General features: G+C 68.6%; 10 protein-coding genes. All 10 read right to left on the bottom strand.

The genetic code is table 11. From position 1 onward, the window contains the following. Positions 1-46: 46 nt before the first annotated feature. Positions 47-2,782, bottom strand: coding sequence for a hypothetical protein (locus POL72_RS26785; protein ID WP_272098428.1), 2,736 nt, complete (start codon positions 2,780-2,782; stop codon positions 47-49). 32 nt (positions 2,783-2,814) lie between these two features. Then, positions 2,815-6,777 (bottom strand): RHS repeat-associated core domain-containing protein, encoded by a 3,963-nt coding sequence (locus tag POL72_RS26780; protein ID WP_272098426.1) that lies wholly within the window; start codon positions 6,775-6,777, stop codon positions 2,815-2,817. Positions 6,778-6,959: 182 nt separating this feature from the next. Continuing rightward, entirely contained in the window at positions 6,960-8,225 is a 1,266-nt protein-coding gene (locus POL72_RS26775; protein WP_272098425.1) for a beta-ketoacyl synthase N-terminal-like domain-containing protein, read from the bottom strand. Between the two features lie 31 nt (positions 8,226-8,256). Next, positions 8,257-8,502 carry an acyl carrier protein gene (locus tag POL72_RS26770; protein WP_272098424.1) on the bottom strand — a complete coding sequence of 82 codons (246 nt, stop codon included), beginning with the start codon at positions 8,500-8,502 and terminating at the stop codon, positions 8,257-8,259. 70 nt (positions 8,503-8,572) lie between these two features. Then, positions 8,573-10,045 (bottom strand): DHA2 family efflux MFS transporter permease subunit, encoded by a 1,473-nt coding sequence (locus POL72_RS26765; RefSeq protein WP_272098422.1) that lies wholly within the window; start codon positions 10,043-10,045, stop codon positions 8,573-8,575. Between the two features lie 54 nt (positions 10,046-10,099). After that, positions 10,100-11,449 (bottom strand): PfaD family polyunsaturated fatty acid/polyketide biosynthesis protein, encoded by a 1,350-nt coding sequence (locus POL72_RS26760; RefSeq protein WP_272098420.1) that lies wholly within the window; start codon positions 11,447-11,449, stop codon positions 10,100-10,102. Continuing rightward, positions 11,449-12,468 (bottom strand): acyltransferase domain-containing protein, encoded by a 1,020-nt coding sequence (locus tag POL72_RS26755; RefSeq protein WP_272098418.1) that lies wholly within the window; start codon positions 12,466-12,468, stop codon positions 11,449-11,451. Before POL72_RS26755 ends, POL72_RS26760 begins: the two co-directional genes overlap by 1 nt. A 114-nt stretch (positions 12,469-12,582) precedes the next feature. After that, positions 12,583-13,422 carry an ACP S-malonyltransferase gene (fabD, locus tag POL72_RS26750; protein ID WP_272098415.1) on the bottom strand — a complete coding sequence of 280 codons (840 nt, stop codon included), beginning with the start codon at positions 13,420-13,422 and terminating at the stop codon, positions 12,583-12,585. Positions 13,423-13,447: 25 nt separating this feature from the next. Next, the gene (locus POL72_RS26745; protein ID WP_272098413.1) at positions 13,448-14,236 is read right to left on the bottom strand and encodes an enoyl-CoA hydratase-related protein; all 789 of its coding nucleotides are present in this window, start codon (positions 14,234-14,236) and stop codon (positions 13,448-13,450) included. Positions 14,237-14,248: 12 nt separating this feature from the next. After that, complete coding sequence (locus POL72_RS26740) at positions 14,249-14,995, bottom strand: polyketide synthase (RefSeq protein WP_272098411.1); 747 nt, start codon at positions 14,993-14,995, stop codon at positions 14,249-14,251. Between the last annotated feature and the right edge of the window lie 5 nt (positions 14,996-15,000).

The raw sequence follows: 15,000 nt of genomic DNA, 5'->3' as shown, positions 1-15,000 counted from the left end.
TCCGGAAGAGCTCCAAGCGTCGCGCCGCCCGTCTCTCCGCGGACGCTCAGGGCAGCCACCGTGCGACGTCGACGATCTCCCGGGCCACCGCGGCGACGCCCTGAGATCCAGCGACGCGGGCGAACAACGGCGCCAGGTGCCCGAGGTCGTCCTTCGTCCAGTCGTCGAGGAGATCGGGCCGCGGCTTCCAGCCGAGCTCGTTCAGGAGTCTCTGGCAGAGGCGGCGCGCGTGCGGCTCGGTCATCGAGGCGGCCAGCGGGATCAGCGCGAAGAGCGCCTCGTCCTCGTCGCTCGGCTGCTCCAGAGCGCGCTCGACCAGATCGCGCGCAATCGCCGGCGCGTCGTCCGGCGAGGCCACGGCGATCGCGACCAGGGCTGACCACGGGGCGCCGATCTCGCGTGACAGGTCGAGGACCGCATCGGCCCCGAGAGCCCGGGTCCACGCAGCGGCGTTCCGCTCGAAGAGCAGGCGCGCGCCGTCGCTCGCCTGCAGATCGCCCGACAGCTGGGCCCAGGCGGCCTCGCGGACCGCGGCGGGCAGGTGCGCGAGCAGGGCGGCTCGCGCCTCGATCCGGTCCGACGGCTGGGGCAGCGTGTCCACCAGCGCGAGCGCATCCTCCACGCGCCCCAGATCGCAGAGGCGCGCGGCGACGGCCTTCACCACCGGGAGGTGGAGGCCGGCCGCAGCCGCGCACGCCCGGACCAGCGCGGACGCGGCGCCGGCAGGTGCGTGCGGCGCGAGCGCGCAGATGCTCCAGCACGCGTCCGGCGGAAGCGCGTCGCCCGCGAGCAGCGACAGCGCGAGCCCCAGCGCCTCCGACGCGCCCGCTTCCCGCTCCTCCGCGGGCAACCCCGAAGCGAGGCGAGCGAGGACCAGGTGCCGGTCCGAGGGGGGCAGCGCCTGGGACCATGCCCAGAGCCCGCGCACCGCCGCGGGAGACCATCGCGCGGCGGCCTCCGAGAGCCGCGGCAGCTCGTCGCTCCTCGCGTCGGCCGGGACCTCGGCGAACGCCTCGCGACCGAGGTCGAGCGCCTCGGCCTCGGGCAGCAGCGCCGCCAGGGACACGCGCGCGCTCCGGCTCTCCTTGGTCCGCTCGCGAGCGAGCCGCGCCGCCGCCTCGCGCGCGGCCGTCACGCGCGCCTGCCCGTCGAGCGCGCGCGCCACGGCGGCGAGCGCGCCCCCGTCGGCGTGCTCCTCGCTGGCGGCCTCGAGCGCCCAGCGGAGCACGACGGCGCGCTCGGCGTCGGGCAGCTCGTGCGCCAGCCGGATCAGGGCACCGGCGCGCTCCGCGGCGTCGGCGATCGGCCGTCCAGCATCGAGGATGTCCTCGCCCACGCGCGGCATCTCGATGTGTGCTCCGGCGGAGCCCTCGCCTCCCTCGGCCCCTTCCTCTTCCTCCTCGTCCTCCTGCACGGCCTGCGCAGCCAGCACACGCCGCGTCTCCTCGAAGCCAAGGATCGTCCGCACCGAGCTCGTCACGAGCAGGCAGCGGACCCGCGCGGCCAGCGCCGCCAGGACATCGCCTCCGGCCGCGGAATCGACCAGGAGGCTCGCCGCGCACGCCGCCGTCGCGTCCACGTCGGCGATGAACCCGGACGAGCCATCCGGGCGCGTCCTCCACACGTCGAGCCACGCGCGCGAGACCAGCTCGATCCGCTCTGCGAGGCTCGCACCGACCCGCTCCAGGTGAGCGCGCCAGTTCCGGCATACGTAGTCAGAGACCGTGCCCGAGGCGAACGCGCGCTTCCCGTGGTCGGCGAACCGGCGATCGACCGCCGCGCGCTGCTGCGGCGCAAGCCGCTCTTCAACAGCCTCCGCCCAGGCCGGGTGACGGAGCGCGAGGCCCGACTCTCTCGCGGCGACGATCGGTCCGCTCAGCTCGTTCCAGACTCCGTCGCTCACCGTCGAGATCGCGAAGAGCTCCTCCTCCTCGATCGGCGCGAGCGCGCCTGCAAGCCAAGGCAAAACAGGGCGGATCGCGCCGCCGGCGCAGAGATCGAGGACCCCCGGAGCCCCTGCGGGAGCGCTCGCGAGCCGCGGCGCCACAGCCGCGGAATTCTGCGAGAGGGCCTCGAGGAGCGCCTCCACGAGAAGCGGCTCCCCGCCGCTCACCCGGGCGACGTCGTCCTTCACGCTGGCCGGCAGCTCGCCGAGCCTCCGCCCGATAGCCTCCGCGACCTCGTCGACTGCGATCGGCGGCAGCGCGACCAACTCCGTCCCTTCCCGGAGCCCTCCGAGCACCTCGATCGAGCGCGCCGACAGCACGGCGCGCACGCCGGGGCCGAGATCTCGCAGGAAGCGCTGCGCGGCATCGGCGCTCCACGCGACGGCCTCGTCGATCCCATCGAGGATCACGATGAGCGGCCTCTCTTCAGGCTGGCGGCCCTCCTCGAGCATGCTCACAAGATCACGCCGCGTCGCCTCGACCCCGTGCGGCCGTTCGCCGGTGCGCCGCGGCGACCTGAGGAACGGTGCCACGCGCGCATAAAGGAGGTTCAGCGCCGTATGCTCCAGCGCCGTACCGAACCGGCGGCTCACGGGGACGAACGCGATCTCGTGCCGGCCCGCGCGGGCCAGCTCCAGCGCCCACGCGCCCAGCAGCATCGATCTGCCGCGCCCGCTCGGCCCAAGCAGCACCGCGCGCGCACCGCCATGCTCCAGCCACCCTTCTAGGGCCGCCACAGCGCCAGCGCGCGCCTTACCGCCGAGGGGGGCGCTGCGACAGCGCTCGACCTCGTGCCAGAAGGCGAGGACGCCACGCTCGGCCGCCGCTGGACCCATGGCCGGCGCATCCGGTGCTCGCGAAGGAGAGATCATGTGCCTGCGAAGGGCGGCGTGCTCGAGGGAGCGGTCCTGAACGGCATGGAGCGTCCCTTGTGCCAGACATTGCCGTTCCACGCCTTGCCGTCCGAGCCGATGACACCGTTCTTCTTGCCCGTGCCCCCGTTGTTCGCCGGGTGAAGGCCGAGCTCACGCATGACCTGCGCGCAGAACTTGCACGGATCCATGAGCAGACCGTCCTTGTCCGTCTTGGTCGTCATCTTGCCCTCCTTCACCTGTTTCTGCATCTCCTTCCTGATCTCGGTGTCTTCGGCCGCGGGGTCTTTCAATGTCTTGCCGTTCTTCTGGCGGTCCTGCCGGATGTCTTTCGCCAGGTTGTTCAGCGCCTCGATCTCGGCACACTGTCCGGCGCTCGATGGCTTCGGCCCCGCCACCTGGCCGTCGTCGAACTTCTTGTGGGCGTTGTCGACCGCGGTCTGGAGCGCGGGGTCGAGCGGCCCCCCGAACGCGCTCGATCCGCGGTGCCTCTTGCCGCCGGCGGTCTCGATCTCGCTCGAGGCCTTGGCCATGAGCCCGTCCGGATCGATGAGCCGCGTCGGCTGGTTCTCCGCGTAGGCGAATCCATTGAGACCGCCGAAGATCCCGATCGGATCCGCGCTGATATAGCGACCCGCCTCGGGATCGTAATAGCGGTTGCGGTTGTAGCAGAGGCCGATCTCATCGTCCCAGTACTGCCCACGAAAGCGGATCGGCGTCGACACCGGCGCCAACGCGCTGCGCGCGGGCTCGACCTTTCCCCAGGCGCTCCGCCGCAGCTCGCACGCGACGGCGCCGTCGGGGCCGACGAGCCGCTCCGGGGTGCCGATCTCGTCGTTCAGATAGTGATACCACTCGCCGTCCCCCGCGCGCTGCGCCCACGGCGCGCCGGCCTCGAAGACGTACGTGCGCGCATCCACGGTCGGCACGGCGGGGGCAGCCGCGTCGCCCGTGACCTGCCGGATCTCGTGCACGAGCTCGGCTCCATCCCAGACGAACCTCGTCGCGCTCTCCGGCCGCAGCTCCCCGGTCGAGAGCCGCCGGGAGACCCGCTTGGCGACGCGCCGGGCGTCCGGATCGTACGAGAACTCGACGACGGTGCCGTCGGCGCGCTCGACCGACTGCAAGAGCCCACGCGCGTCCCAGGCATATCGGGTGACATCGAGCGCTCCGGCGGAGGTCCTGGCCCGCGTCTCCTTGAGGCGCGCGTCGTCGTCCCAGAGGAGCTCTGTGTCTCCCTTCCTGAGCAAGCGATTTCCAGGACCGTACGAGCGATCCTGCTTGCCGGCGGCGACGTCGAACACGTTCCCGCAGGCGTCGTAGCGAAAGAGCTCGGCGCGCTCGTGCTCCGGGACGTTCGCCAGGATCTGGCTCGCAGGGTCGTACTCGAAGCGGCGCGTGCCGTACGCCTGGTCCCACGCCTCGACGAGCTCCGACGCAGGCGAGTATCGGTACGCGTGGTGCACCGTCACCGACGCCGGGGCCGGGCCCACCCATTCTGGTTCGTTCGGCCCGACGTGGACGCGGCTCGACGGCGAGCAGACGCGCCGCTCGACGAGGCGATCCATCACGTCCCACACGCTCTCGATCCGGCCGCCTCGCGGCAGGGCGCGGCAAACCTCACGCCCCGCGGCGTCGTACGCGATCCGGATCTCGTCTCTTCCGTCGAGGATCACCCTCTCGGCGAGCCCGCCGACGTTGCGAATCCACCTGGCGGAGTGACCGAGCGACGTGGTGCGTTCGACGACGTCACCCATCAGATCGAAGGTGCGCCGGATGGTCGCGGCCTCGCCGCCCACGATCTGGGTCTCCGACACGACCCAGCCGACGGCGTTGCGCTCATAGGTGAACGAGCCAGCGGGGCTGTCAGCGGCGATCAGGTCGCCGCGGGCGTCGTAGGTGAACCTCTCGACGCTGCCGTCGTCGAAGGTGCGCGCGATGAGCTGCCCGGCGAGGTCGTACGTGTACTCCGTCCTCTCGCCCGCGGCGTTCTGGAAGGAGATGATCCGGCCATTGTAATCGTACTTGGTTCGAGACACGCGCCCGTCGAACCCACGCTCGCTGGTCACCATCCCCGCCGTATTGAGCTCGATCCTGTGGCGCTCCCCGAGCGCGTTCTGGATCTCGACAAGGCGCCCCTCACGGTTGTACCGGAACCGCGTGCTCTCTCCGTTCGGCTTGTGCACCTCGCAGAGCTTGTGGAAGCCCCCTCGCACGAACCGGGTCACCTGCTGGTTCGGCTGGAGGACCGCGGTGCAGTCCCCCATACCGTCGTATTCGTAGCGGGTCGTCCCGCCGTCGGGCCGGTAGACGCCGGTGAGGTTGCCGCGGTTGTCATAGGTGTACGACAGCACCGCGCCGCTCGTATCCCGGATCGAGCGGCACCGACCCCAGTAATCATAGGCCAGCTGCGTCTTGCCCCCGAGCGCGTCGGTCTTCTCGACCATGTTCCCGAGATCATCATAGAGGTACGTCGTGCGGCCGCCGTTCGGCGCCACCGTCTCGATGAGCCGCCCGCGCCCGTCCTGGCGCACCTGGAACACCGCGCCGAGGGGGTCGGTCCAGATGAGCCCGTCGGGCGTCCGCCCGATCTCGGTGACGCCGCCCGCCGGATCGATCGCTCGGCGGACATGCCCGTCCGGATCGCGCTCGATCTTCGTCATTCGACCGAGCGGATCGGTGATGGAGAGCTCGCGGCCGAGGCGATCCCGCTGCCAGACGGTCATGGCGCCGACCGGATCGATGAACGTCCGGAGGTGCCCGTGCTCGTCGTACGTCCGGCTGAACACGGCCCCGGCGCTCACGGCCTTGTCGAGCTTGCCGAAGCGGTTCCCGAAGTAGCGATGAACCGCGATGGAGTCCGCGACTTCGACATATCCGTCCTCTCCGAACTCCAGCTTGCAGTGGTAGATGCCTCTGGCGACCGTCTTCCCGTCGGCCAGGTGCGTCGGGACGTCCTCCGCCAGGCTGCGGTCGGGCCCATCGTCGTAAGCGCCCCACGTCTCGACGCAGCGGCGCCGATCGTCGTAGCGGAATGAGAACGTGAGCCCGGTGGGGCTCGTATGGGAGGTGAGGAGGTGTTCCTGGTACGTGTAGCGCGTCGTGTATCCGTCGGCGTCGGTCGCGGACGAGAGATCGCCGGCCGCGTCGTAGCTGTACTGCGCGAGAGGCACCCAGACACCGCGCTCCCGCGCGTTCTTGATCTCGAAGGCGCCGATGCGCCCGTCGGGCGTCCGCCGGACCCGGACGATCCGTCCGACGCTGTCGGTGATCTCGGCGAGCACGCCGTCCCGGTAGGAGAGCCTGATCTCGTTGTTGTATCGGTCCTTGATCGCGGTCAGCCGGTATCGCTTCCCCGTCGCTTCGGCGAACACGTGCCAGCGGTCGTCGCCGGTATCGAGGACGAAGCCGCGCTCCTCCCGCGCGAGGACCCAGCCGTGGGGGCCCGGCGCGCCGGCGCCCACGGGCATCGCCTCGACATCGACCGGCCCATCGTCGGTCCAGACGCGGATGATGCGCTGCCGCTCCTCGATCTCCCACGCCAGCGAGTGGCTCCACCCGAACCCCAGCCCGACGTCGCGCTCGAACGCCGCGGTGGTGTACGACCGCACGATCGACAGCGGCAGCGGTCCCGGAAGCTCGACGTCGACGGCGGGAATCGTGAACACCCGGCCCGTCACCACGTCGACCGGGTCGCCCTTCGCAGCCATTCCCGATTTCTTGCCGCCATGGTGGTTCGGGCAGCCGGCGCCGTCGCCGCCTGCACTGCCACACGCGGACTTCCCGCCGCCGCTGGCGTCCTTGCCACCGTTGGATCCATTGCCGCCCTGTTTACCGCCAGAGCCGTTTCCTCCAGCGCCACCGCCCCCGCCACCGGCCCCGCCCCCTCCCATGATGAAGACGCCCGGGTTCATTCCAGGGATGGCGGGGATGTTCGGTACAGGCGCAGTGCGGGCCATGGTCGTCTCCCGGGTCTCGTGCGGTCTTGCCGCCGTGTGATCCAGACGAGCGTACACCGCCTGGCCCCCGGATGCACCCACGTGAGCCGCGGGCGGGGTGGCCAGCTCACCCGGGCTTGGAGCGCCGCTCGATCGTGCACACCGAGGTCAGGCGCCGGCGGCGCTCGAGCCGAGGCTCGCGATCATGCGCGCGAATCCGATGCTCGTCCGAGCACGACGCTCGTATTGATGCCGCCAAAGCCGAACGAATTGCTCAGGGCGACGCCGATGTCCGCCGCCTCGCTGGCCCGACCGACCAGCCTGCAAGGAGTCTCGAGGGGGTCGTCCAGGTTGAAGTTGCCGTGCACGAAACCAGCTCGCATCTGCACGAGCGTGGCCACGGCTTCAACGACCCCCGCGGCCCAGAGGCAGTGACCCGTCACGACCTTCGTCGAGTTCACCGGGACCTCCGCGCACCGCTCGCCGAGCACCTCCGCGATCGCCCGAAGCTCGACCTCGTCGCCCAGCGGCGTTCCGGTGCCGTGCGCGTTCACGTAGCTCACGTGGCTCGCGCTCGCACCTGCGTCGGCGAGCGCGCGGCGCATGGCGCCGACTTCGCCGTCAACGGACGGGCTCGAGCCGCTCTTCGCGTCGAGGACGATGCCGCCCCCGAGCACGCATCCGAGCGGCTCCGCCCCCCTGGCACGAGCGGACGCAGCGCTCTCCAGCAACAGCGCGGCGCTCGCCTGGCCAGGGATGAACCCCCCGTGGCGGCGATCGAACGGCCTGCAAGCTCGGTGCGGGGCGTCGAGGAAGAACTCGCCGCCGAGCGCGCCGATGCTGACGAGCGTCTGCATTTGAAAGAGCGACAGCTCGGCGAGCGCGCCGACGACGAGGCACGCATCGGCCTGGCCGCCGCAGACGAGGCGCGCGCCGTGAATGATCGCGACGTTTCCGGACGCCGACGCCCCGGCCACGCACATCCCCTCGCCGCGGATGTCGAACGCCTCGCTGACGCACCCAAGGACGTCGGTGTCAAGAATGCGGAGCGCCGCGCTCGGGCTCACGTAGGCGGGTTCTTGTCGGAAGGCCGGCAGCGCCTCCTGCTCGAATGCGTGCGTGAGGTTCTGCCCTCCGACGACGATGTCGATCCGTTCGCCGGAGAGCGCCGCGCCGGCCGGCCACAACGCCTCCGACGCCGCGAGGAGCGCGGCTTGTACGGCAAGAGGAGCTCGAGCGCCCAGCTTGCGGAGGCGCGGGTGAAGTTCGCCGGTCCGGCCTTGACCGCCGAACGCGACCTGAAGAACGGCCTCCGGCACCGGAGCCTCGATGTAGCCCGCGCGCGTCGAGATCGCGGGCGACGTGACCGTGAACGGCCGTGCCCCCTCGCGGAGCGCGCGCTCGAACGACGCGACCCCCGACCCAAAGGGGCCCACGATGCCCATACCCGTGACAAGCACGCCTTTCATGCGAGCTCCGCTTCTCCTCGGGGCGTCGCCGTCAAGCGCTGAGCTTGCGATACAGGACGTCGACGAGCCCGCCGATGTTCTTCGCCTCGGCGAGCTCGCTGCCCGGCACCTTGATCCGCAGCGCCGCCATGGCCCCCACGACGATCTCCGCGCGATCGACGGAGTTGGCCCCGAGCTCCGAGAGACTCCTCTCCGGGCGCAGCAAGGCCGCATCCACCTCCGGAAGGACCATCACGATGTTTTCACGCACGATCGACAACACTTCATCACGCGTCATGACTCAACCTCCTCCTGGGCGCCCCTCATGCAGCGTCGCTGCATGAGCTTCATTTCCAACCGATGAGAGTTCAGCCGGCTGCCGGTCGGCCCCCCCCTGCGGCGAGCGGACCGACCGGGCTCGTGCCGGAACGAAAGCCTTGAGCCACGATGAGGCCGGTGAGCACCGTGGTCACCAGCAAAATCAGGAACACGTCGCGAAACCCGTCGACCTGCGCCTGCAGCGGCGCTCGCAGCGGGCCCTCGCCCGAGGCCATGTCGACGTGCGACATGACACGCCACGACCAGAGCCCGGTGACCGTCGCGACGCCCACGGTCTGGCCCAAGAGCCGCGCCACCGACAAGAGCCCCGCCCCGATGCCCGTGCGCGCCGTCTGGATCGACGACATGATGGTCGCGCTGTTCGGTGTTTGAAAGAGCCCCACGCCGACCGCCAGGACAAGGAACTTCAGCGCATACTCGACCTTGCCTGTCTCTTGGGAGAGCGTGCTGATCGCGTAGAAGCCCACCGCCGTGATCAGCAGTCCGCCGAGGATGAGGCGGCGCGCGCCGAAGCGATCGCTCAGACCTCCCGCGAGCGGGGCAACCACGGTGAGCGCGATCGGGGTCACGGCGAGGAGCAGCCCCGTGGTTCGAACGCTGAGGGCGAGCACGTTCTGCAGATAGAAGGGCATCAAAACCAGGGTCCCGCCGAGAGCGATCGAATTCAGCACCGCCCCCGCCAGGTTCGTGCTGAAAAGCGCGTTCCTGAAAATCCGCAGATCGAGGAGGGGCGTCTTGACCTTGAGCTCGACGACGACAAAAGCGATGAACGAGCCCACGCTGACCGCCCAGAGCGCCGCCGCGCCCTCGGGACCCATCCCCGAACGCTCGCCCCCGGTGATCGCGATCACCAGGCTTGAGATCCCGAGAAAGAGCGCGGTGGCGCCCAGAAGATCGAACGACTCGTGCGCGGCCGGACGCGTCGACGGAATATCGCGCAGAGCGCGCACCGCCGCGAACAGGCCGATGGGGACGTTGATCAGGAAGATCCAATTCCAGCCCAGCGAGGAGACCAGAACTCCACCGAGCCCCGGCCCCAGAATGAGCCCCAGGGAGACGGTCGCGCCCATCATGCCGAACGCCTTCCCGCGCTCGGCCGGCGCGACGAGCTCGGTCACCAAGGCGGGCCCGAGCGCCAGCAGGATGGCGCTTCCGACGCCCTGGACCGCGCGTCCCAGGAGCAGCCACCCGGCGTTCCAGGGGACCGCGCAGACCGCGGAGCCCGCGGTGAAGATAACGATACCAGCGATGTACAACCGCTTCTTGCCGAAGATGTCGCCGAGACGGCCCATCGCGAGCACGAGCCCGCTCGTGACGACCAGGTACGAGAGTACGATCCACTGCAGGACCACAAACGAGCCGTGCAAGGCTTCGCCGATCGAGGGGAGCGCAACGTTGACGATGCTGCTGTCGAGCATCGACATGAAGATGCATACCAGCACCACCACCATTGCCCGGCTCAGTCCGCCCTTGACAACTTGATCGTTTTTTGCGTTTTCCATGATCTCACCCAGCCAGATAAGCGGCGTCCGCGACCGAGTCAAGAAATACCGGTTTCAGAGCCGCGCCTCCTCCCGCTCATCGCGCTGCGCGCGCCGCATATGGTCTTCTGCGCCGCGCATCAACAGCACAGCGATGGAATCGACGTGTCGCGATCGCCAGCTCTCGTAAGGGGTGCCCCTGACCCATTCATTGAAGGCGGCCATCGCCGGTCCGCACTGCACCTGATAATCCGTCTTTTGCTCCGCGCTGCCCCGCAGCGCCAGGCGTGTCGAGTGCACGAAATACCAGCGGAAGATGGCCGCCATTTTTGCCTTCGGGCTTCGCTCCATCTCCCGAAGACGCGCCGGGTTCGACCTTTCGAAATAGCTCCGCGTTTCGTCCCACACCTCCGCGAAGCTCCGGCATAGATAACGCTCCTCAATCCGCCGGCGGACCTGCGGGTCGATCTCGTCCAAAGACGAGTGGCGGCGATACAGCTCGTAGAGCTCATTGGCCCGAGGTGCGAAGAGAAGGCCTCGACCGACCACCTGCACGCGAGCTCCCAGCTCGAACATATCGCCGGCGGGCGCGTAGGCGGTGTCGCCGAGGGCTACCCGCTGGAGCAGATCTTTGACCGCGTCGCTTGTCCCCGCCTCGACCGTGCACTGATTGATCGAGCCGGTGAGCACGAAGTCTGCGCCCATCAGGAAGGCGGCCGCGGCGGACTCCGGTGCCCCGATTCCCCCCGCCGCCCCGACGCGTACGCTCTTCGCGTAGCCTTGCGCCCTGCACACGCGATCGCGCAGTCGAAGAATGCATGGCAGGAGCACGATCAGGACACCTCGATCGGTGTGCCCGCCGGAGTCGGCCTCCACGCAAATGTCGCTCGCGACGGGCGCGCGCAGCGCGACCTCTGCCTCTTCTGCGCTGAGCCGCCCCGCGGCGCGCAGCCGCTCGACGACCGCCGGGGGAGCGGGGCGTAGGAACGACTCGGCGATCTCCGCGCGCGAGACCTTCGCGATCAGACGGCGGCGCACAGCCGGCTCGCCGTCAGCCCCCCAGTGTGCCCCTTTGAATCGATACCACACCACACCATCGCTGATCTGCGTGAACGCGGCCGCCTCGACGTTGACCACGTTGGCCTTCAAGAGCAGCTCTACGGTGGCCATTTCCAGCCTGGGGTCATCCAGGTTCGCGAGGAGATTTGCGCCGAACGCCCGCGTCGGACCGAGCTCTCCCTGGATCCTGTCGAGCTCCCGCTCAATCTGCGCGAGCGGCATTCCCCCCGTCCCGAGGAAGCTCAAGAGGCTCGCCCGCCCCATGCGAATGACGAGATCACTGGAAGCGATGCCCTTGTACATCGCCCCTGCCACATAGGCGAGGTCGACCCCGTAATCCTTACGAAATTCAGCGCTCCCAAGCATCAGGCGCGGGCTCCAATCCCGTCCGGCCGCGCGCGCGACGTCCCGCCGTGCACCGCCGCGTCGATACGCGCGATCGCTTCGCTGAGCATCTCCCGAGCGCCGCCGAACGGCGTCATGATCGGCACCACAGTCGCCTCCGCGTGGCCCGGCAGGATGTTCTTGACGAAGGTGGCCAAGGTCCCAGACGGGCTCAGATCGACGTACACGTAACGTTCCGGGTGCTCGAGCTTCTCTATCGTATCGGCGAAGCGCACCGGCGTCCGAATCACCTGCCAGATATGCCGGTGATCGAAGTGCGACACCGGGCCGGTGGTGGCGCAGGATATCAAGGCGACCCGGGGCGGCGCTGGCGGGGACGAGAGCTGCAGCGCTGGGCTGACACGCGCCAGCGGATCGAGCCACCGCGAGTGAAACCCGTACCGCACCGGCAAGCGGACCTGGAGGACGTTCCGCCCCCGCAGCTCTGCCTCGACCTGAGCAAGGGCGGCGAGCGACCCCGCGACGACGAAGTGTCGCTCGAAATTCACCGAAACGAGCTCGCATCCGGCGAAGAGCCGGGGCTCGTCTCGAAACAGGCGCACGTCGCCGATGACGGCCGTCATTCCGGCTTCCGAGCAGCACTCGACCACGAGCTCGGCTTGCCGGAGAACCGCCATGAACACGTCCTCGAACGGCGCCACGCCCGAGACCGCGGCCGCCGCGAACTCGCCCAGGCTGTAACCGATGAGCACGTCGGGCTCGACACCCCGCACGAGGAGCGCCTGGGCGAGCGCGAACTCCACGAGGACGATGGCCGGGTGCGTCTCCGAAATACGGTCGAACGGGTCGGCCCTGCTCCTCGACCGATCGAACATGACCTCGATGAGCGAACGGCCCTTCACGCGCCGGAACAGCTCATCGCCGCGGAGGAGCCACGTCCGAAACGTCGAGTCCGCGTCGAAGAGCTCGCGCCCCATGTGATAGTGCTGCGAGCCTTGTCCGCCGAACATGAAGACGACGGGTCTGCCTCGGGCGTCCATGGGATCATCTCTCCGTGTGATTCTTTGCAAAGCTCACCGACAACGGATCTCGATCCGACCGACGGCGGCAGAGACGGGCCAGGAGCCCTCGCGACGTGAGCAAGGCGCGATCGTTCACTTCAAGATTCGCTTCAAGAGCGGCGTCAACACCGGCCGAGCAGCCACTTCGACCCACTCCGTCACGCCGCGCAACGCCATGTACCGGACGCTCTCGCTCCACCGAACGACCCCCGTGATCTGCTGCGTCAGCCCCGCGGCGATTCGGCCGTTCGCGTACGGGAGAGCGCGAAGGTTCGACACCACGGGGATCTTCAGCCTCGCGAACTGAAACGTCTCGACGAGCCTCCCGAACTCCGTCTTCGCCTCCTGCATGTAACGGGAGTGGAATGCGCCCCCGACCCGCAGGATGTGGTACACGGCCCCGGCCTCCTCGAACACCTTCTTCGCCGCCTCGATCTCCGTCTTCGGCCCGGCGATCGCGAACTGCGAGGGCGAATTGAAGTTGGCCACATCGATGTTCACAATGTCGTTCTTGATGAACAGCTCGCGGATGTCATTCTCTCCGAACCCGACCACCGCGGCCATTCCACCGCCTTTTGACGCGCCCATGAGCGCGCCGCGCTTCTTGACCAGGCGCAGCCCGTCCTCGAAGCTGAATGCGCCAGCCGCGAGGAGCGCGTTGTATTCGCCCAGCGAGTGCCCCGCGCAATAATCAGCGGGACCCGATCCGTCGCGAACCTTCTTCATGTAGGAGAGGGCGTTCACGACATAGATCGCGGGCTGCGTGTACTCGGTGTTGTCAAGCCTGCCGTCCCCGTCGCTCAGGCAGAGCTCTTCGATCGAGTAGCCAAGGATGTCGTTGGCGCGGGCGACGTACTCCGGGAACTCCGCGAAGAGCTCGCGGCCCATCCCACGCGACTGCGATCCTTGACCCGCAAAAATATAGGCCTTCATCAGGGGTACCTCGGTTCGGGGCGGTTCATCGGCCGGAGCGGCGTTCCCATGGAAACGTGCGAGCCTCGACGAAATTGCGGATGTTCTCCTTCACGGTCGCCGAAGCACCGAGCCGCGCCGTCTCTTCAACAGCGGCCTGCTCCATCGCCGTGTCGATGATCCACATCTTCCGAAAAAACCCCTTGAGCTCGCTCACCGTGTCGGGAGTGATTCGGTTCAGCCGTATGCGAATGACCCTCTCGAGCTCGTCCAGATCAGGGCCGAGGTAATCGACGAGCTGCAGCCGGTGAGCCTCCTCAGCAGAGATGGACGCGGCGGTGAGCGTCATGCGAAACGCGGCCTGAAACCCGACGCGGCGAACCAGGTACGGGACGACGTTGGACGGAAGCAGCCCCCAGAGGGCCTCGGTCAACGTGAAGGTGACCTTGGGAGTCGCGAGCACGAGATCGCTCGCGGCGACAAAGCCGACGCCGCCCGCCGTGACCGCGCCCCCGACGCGCGAGACGACGACGCGACGGGAGGTCGCCAGCCGCTTGAGCGTGAGCATGTACTCTTCGGTCCTCTCGTGCATCGTCCGAAGGTCTACCTGATCGGCGAGCTTGGCCATCTCGTCGAAGTCCATACCAGAGCAGAAGATCTCCCCGTCGGCCTGGAGCACCACCATGCGGCAGTCAGGAGCGGCCTCGGCCAGGTCGAGCGCCGCGTTCAACTCCCGGAGCAGAGCACGGTTGATGGCGTTCCTGTGCTCCGGGCGATGCAGCGTGATCCGCGCGGCGCCGCCGCTGTTTTCATAGTGCAGGGTCTCGAACGTCACGGCATTCACTCCTCAGTATCCGAATTCGAGCTCTACCCGAGCGCGGACCTCGGGCAATTTGAACGTGATCTCATGCATCTCGAGCTCGCGGCTCACGGCGCGAGGGAGCTCGTCGCGAAGCGCTTGCGTCATCGTCGCCTTCAGAAGCTTGAGCGACGTGACGGGCTTTGAAGCGAGATCCGCGGCGATGGTCAGGGCCTGCTGCAGCACGCGGTCGCGCTTGACGACCTGGAAGGGCACACCGCGGCGTCGCAGCTCCTCCCCGTGGAAGCCGTTGGCCGTCAGGAGCATCTCGTGCGCGAGCGCGGGCCCGAGCCGGTGCGGAAGAAGGCACGTCGCTCCGACGCCGGGCGTGAAGCCGTAGCGCATGAAGTTGGCGCTGTAGATCGACTCCTCGGCCAAGATCACGATGTCCGCGTACAAGCCGAAGACCAACCCGCCACCGAGGGCATGGCCCGCCATCGCGGCGATCGTCGGGATCGGGCAATCGAGCAGCGCCCGATAGAAATGACCGACGGCGAAGGTGTAGTTGCCCTCGATGAGCTCGAGCAGCTCGCTCCGGCTGCCGCCGCAGCAGAAATGCCGTTCCAGTCCCGACACGACGACGCAGCGCACCTCCGGATGCCGGGCGACCTCGGCCAGCTTATTCGTCAACTCTTCGATGAGGGCGCGCGAGAACATGTTCTTGCTTGCACGATCGCACAGCATCAAATGCGCGATGTGATCGGAGCGAAATTCGAGCAAAACGATGGGCTCCACCTGCT

Source organism: Sorangium aterium (genome assembly GCF_028368935.1).
Lineage (GTDB): Bacteria > Myxococcota_A > Polyangia > Polyangiales > Polyangiaceae > Sorangium > Sorangium atrum.
The sequence above is the reverse complement of the archived record's forward strand: the minus strand, read 5'-3'. Positions and strand labels throughout refer to the sequence as shown.

Coding starts and splice junctions, on each gene's coding strand:
- POL72_RS26785 (WP_272098428.1), bottom strand. CDS start 2,782: ATGGGTCCAGCGGCGGCCGAGCGTGGCGTCCTCGCCTTCTGGCACGAG.
- POL72_RS26780 (WP_272098426.1), bottom strand. CDS start 6,777: ATGGCCCGCACTGCGCCTGTACCGAACATCCCCGCCATCCCTGGAATG.
- POL72_RS26770 (WP_272098424.1), bottom strand. CDS start 8,502: ATGACGCGTGATGAAGTGTTGTCGATCGTGCGTGAAAACATCGTGATG.
- POL72_RS26760 (WP_272098420.1), bottom strand. CDS start 11,449: ATGCTTGGGAGCGCTGAATTTCGTAAGGATTACGGGGTCGACCTCGCC.
- POL72_RS26755 (WP_272098418.1), bottom strand. CDS start 12,468: ATGGACGCCCGAGGCAGACCCGTCGTCTTCATGTTCGGCGGACAAGGC.
- POL72_RS26775 (WP_272098425.1), bottom strand. CDS start 8,225: ATGAAAGGCGTGCTTGTCACGGGTATGGGCATCGTGGGCCCCTTTGGG.
- fabD (WP_272098415.1), bottom strand. CDS start 13,422: ATGAAGGCCTATATTTTTGCGGGTCAAGGATCGCAGTCGCGTGGGATG.
- POL72_RS26765 (WP_272098422.1), bottom strand. CDS start 10,045: ATGGAAAACGCAAAAAACGATCAAGTTGTCAAGGGCGGACTGAGCCGG.